Annotated in this window: 6 protein-coding genes; 2 read left to right on the top strand and 4 right to left on the bottom strand. The window is 55.1% G+C overall.

Features of this window, described 5'->3' with window-relative positions; genetic code table 11:
* On the top strand, positions 1–345 hold a 345-nt coding region (locus LAP85_29705; protein ID MBZ5500586.1), incomplete at its 5' end, for a hypothetical protein.
* Between the two features lie 566 nt (positions 346–911).
* Here LAP85_29705 and LAP85_29700 read toward each other — a convergent pair.
* A complete protein-coding gene (locus LAP85_29700) occupies positions 912–1,076 on the bottom strand; it encodes a hypothetical protein (GenBank protein ID MBZ5500585.1) in 165 nt (54 codons plus the stop codon).
* 47 nt (positions 1,077–1,123) lie between these two features.
* Positions 1,124–1,282 (bottom strand): hypothetical protein, encoded by a 159-nt coding sequence (locus LAP85_29695; protein ID MBZ5500584.1) that lies wholly within the window; start codon positions 1,280–1,282, stop codon positions 1,124–1,126.
* Between the two features lie 281 nt (positions 1,283–1,563).
* Here LAP85_29695 and LAP85_29690 point away from each other — a divergent pair, with 281 nt between their 5' ends.
* Entirely contained in the window at positions 1,564–2,091 is a 528-nt protein-coding gene (locus LAP85_29690) for a tannase/feruloyl esterase family alpha/beta hydrolase (protein MBZ5500583.1), read from the top strand.
* A 424-nt stretch (positions 2,092–2,515) separates the two neighbouring features.
* Here LAP85_29690 and LAP85_29685 read toward each other — a convergent pair whose 3' ends face one another.
* Together LAP85_29685 and LAP85_29680 are read right to left on the bottom strand one after the other, a co-directional pair.
* Positions 2,516–2,848, bottom strand: coding sequence for a DUF86 domain-containing protein (locus LAP85_29685; protein ID MBZ5500582.1), 333 nt, complete (start codon positions 2,846–2,848; stop codon positions 2,516–2,518).
* Positions 2,838–3,131: a nucleotidyltransferase family protein gene (locus tag LAP85_29680; GenBank protein MBZ5500581.1), complete on the bottom strand. Its 294-nt coding sequence runs from the start codon at positions 3,129–3,131 to the stop codon at positions 2,838–2,840. The genes LAP85_29685 and LAP85_29680 overlap by 11 nt, the downstream gene beginning before the upstream one ends.
* Between the last annotated feature and the right edge of the window lie 668 nt (positions 3,132–3,799).

Below are 3,799 nucleotides of genomic sequence, written 5' to 3'. Positions count from 1 at the left end.
TGCCCACCAGTGCCTCTGTTTACGCTTCGCGCCTCGCCTCGCGACGATACGTGCAAAACTCGAGGTCAGGATGGTTCGCTACTCCTTTCCTGTAAGACTCTTTCATTCTCGACTTCATGCCGGTTTATCCCGGCGCTCGCGGCGTACCCGGAAGACGATCTGCTGATGAGCGGATGGCTGATCGGTGAGAACATGATTGCCCGCAAAGCCGCGGTGGTGGACACCAAGTACAAACAGGGCCGAATGATATTGATCGGCATCCGGTGCCAGAACCGCGCCCAAACGCACGGGACGTATAAATTCCTGCTCAATGCGCTGTTGTACCCGGAGACAGAAAAACCCTGACGCTTTTCTGTCGCGCAACTCCCCGCGGTGGGTCGGGGCGAACGGCAGGCGCGCTCAGTTTTTCATGAGCAGGGATCAATCCGTCGTAATGGCAGGATACTTGTTCGAAAACCCCTTATCCGGCAACATCCTGTTTAGATATACAGTTCGCTTTCTGATCAACCCTGCCTTAGGCGTTACTAATCAGGTCACTGGTAAGCGGACATGAACCCTTAGCGATTCTTCGAGCCTTCGAGGCTTGGAGGTAAGCAGCTTCACCTCAAAGACGCCAAGGCTCAAAGATTCGCAAAACTAACAATGTCCGCTTACCAGTGAACTGAAGGGCCTCCCTGGAAGGATGCTGCGCTAGATTTCCACCTGATGTGAATTGGAAAATTAAGCGGAATAGCAGGATCTTATCTATCCGCCGCAGGCGGATTTAGTCCGAAGCCCCTTATCAGCAGCGGAGGGACCTGCCTGCAAGGAGCAACGCCCAGGGGAGAGTGGGAAAATGAGGCAGCTTGTCCTTCCTATGTGCTCATGGCCGTTCACCTGGGCCATGTCGGCGACGGGATGCCAGAAGCGAGTCATGCGCGCGGCGGACTGCTCGGCGGGCCGCCGCGGCGTCTCAGGGAAGGAAACAGCGCCGTCCCGATCGCCACCACCACCGCCAGCACGACCCACCAGTACGCCTTGAAGAAATGAGCAACGGTGTCCATGTCAGCCTCCGGATTGAAACGAAAGTATAGCACTTCCGCCAGCGCCAAGAGTGCGGATACAATTGTCGGAGGGGAACCCTTCAGGAGGCGGAATCGCCGGGGATCAGCCGAACGCCTTGCGGCAATTCGGCCACGCGCTTTCCGCGATTGAAGAGAACCAGGTCAATCCCTTTTACCGCGGCCAACCGAGTACAGGCTGTCGAAATATTCCCGGTGCCCCCGATATACAGCACTCTCATATCAACCTCGATCTTGGTGAACTTGCACCTGTTTTGGGCTCAGGGTCAACTCGAATCAGTCAAAAGTAGGGATATGTTTGCGCGGCCATCCCTCCCTGAGGTAGAATCCTGCCAACTTGGTTCACCGTTTTGATTCAGAGAAGCCCGAAAGTTAACGTAGTCGCTCAAGTCCAGGCCCTTGGTCTGGGAATGAGGGCGGGCGCGTGAGCGCCTTGGCGCCGGTAACGATCAATTCTACGGCTGATCCTATCCAATTTTCGATTTACAGTGCAGGGGGTGTGATGAGGAGTCATTGGATTCTATTGGGGATTATGGAAGTCATGATGTTCGCAACCATTCCGGCTGTTGGTCAGAATTGTGATGCCCTCACTCAGCTCTCACTTCCAGATACTACAATCACGAGCGCCCAGGTAGTTACCGACGGATCGTTCATATCCGGGCGCGGTCCGCGGTTGAACAATCTGCCCAGGTTTTGTCGCGTCGGGGGTGCCATTAAGCCGACCGGCGATTCAGACGTACAGTTTGAAATCTGGATGCCGACATCCGGATGGAATGGCAAATTCCAGGGTATAGGAAACGGTGGATTCGCGGGATCGATCAGGTATGCGGCCCTGGCTGATGCCGTGCGTCACGGTTATGCTTCTGCATCCACCGACACCGGTCATCAAGGAGGCGATACGGATGCCGCCTGGGCCCTGGGGCATCCGGAGAAGATCGTCGATTTCGGACACCGGGCGATTCATGAAATGACAGTCAAGGCGAAAGCGATCGTGACGGCTTATTACAGCTCGGGCCCCAAACGATCGTAATGTTCAGCCCCATGCGCAGCCGGAGAGCAAGCCAGTCACTCAGGGCTTCGCGCAACTCGCGGCGGCATCCTTCAAGGGATTTGTGTCGTGCCCAAACTCCTTGAAGCCCAGGAATTTCACCCCAGTAAGATGCCTCGTCTTCGATGATCCCGTAAACGGCCAATTCCATAGCGTGATCGATATAACTCGCGAGCATGCCCGAGATTATCCCGGCTGAAGGCGACACCTGACTGAACACCATTAGCAGCTCCTTATTTTCACCTTTTGTCAGTTTCCGATTTGCGCGTTATCCGCCCGGAATGCCAGGATCGACATAAAAATTCAGCCAAACCGCTTGTCACAGATCTGAGTCCTTGAACCCAAACCAAAGCATGCCGTGCCAGAGCTTCTCCGGCTCGACCTCAAAGTAGATTCTCCCCGATTCTTACCGGATAGATTGGAGTACTGAAAACAAAACGGGCAGGTCTTTTTGGATCGTATCCCACAGCAGTCGAGCATCGACTGCGAAGTAAACGTGCACAAGGCGGTTGCGCATTGCGCGCATCAAGGACCACGGAATTTCCGGATTCTCCTGCTCAATGTGATCCGGGATCTGATTCGCCGCTTCGCCGATGACGATCAGGTCAAGTTCTACCGCGCGCATGGTTTTCTTGTCGGCGGCAAAGGTTTCGAAATTCATGCCTACGGTGAAGGCCTGAATTTCCGTTATCGCCTCCAGAATATCCTGTAGCCGTTCCCTCCAGATTCTAGGCGACACGAACACTTTCTCCTAGCACGCGCGCGCGGATGCGCGGTTTAAGACTGTCCGGAGTTCCCAGATCGACCTTGCAGCCGAGGAGGGATTCGAGATGGTCCTGCAGCGCGAACAAACCAAAATATCCCACGGGACGGTCGAATTCCACCAACAGATCCACGTCGCTCGTCGGGACTGCTTCATCGCGGGCAACGGATCCGAAAAGGGACATGGATCTGACTCCATACCTAATCGCAAGCTCCGCTTGCTCCGCCGATAAAATACGAATGACCTGTTCGCGTTTCATAGGGTTATTTTAGTACCAAAATGGGCCGGCACGACAGCCAATTCCTTCGAAATCTGGCGGCCAATCAAAATAGCGGATGGCCAGGAGCCTGACTGCTGCAAGCAGGTACTGGCGATGGATAAGAAGTACAAGCTGCCGAATTTCCCGCCCGCCTCCCAGTGAGGGTGCTGCCCACGGCTCCAGCAGCTTCCGATAAAAACAAATTACGTAAACTACGGGGGAAATGCCCCAGTCAGACGATATTTACTCCCTGAGCCGGGTTCCCGGACAGTGTTTTTGGCGCGGCGGCGCCTGATTGCAGCGCAGATTGGCAGCCTCCCTCAGCCATCTCGGCGCACTTCCACCTAATGGCAGTGAAAATTGGCCGCTTTGTTACCATGCAAACGGCGTGTCTGATTCCAATGCTGCAGGGGCGATAGGCGGAGCCCGCGTGGGGAGGCCAAGGCAGGCTAAAATCTTATGGATTGCATCCGGGGTGTCGATGGCAGCGAGTATTCTCATCCGCCCGCCGCAGCGGGGGCAAGCGAGAACGTCCAACTCAAAGGATCAGTTTTCATATTGCATCTCCCGCAGTTGCACTGACACAGGTTGATTCGTTGGCAGGATCATTGGGCGTCGGTTCCGGCAACCAGTATAGCCATTGGCCGTGGTCATTGCATATACGTCCT

Source organism: Terriglobia bacterium (assembly GCA_020072565.1).
GTDB lineage: Bacteria > Acidobacteriota > UBA6911 > UBA6911 > UBA6911 > JAFNAG01.
The sequence above is the reverse complement of the archived record's forward strand: the minus strand, read 5'-3'. Positions and strand labels throughout refer to the sequence as shown.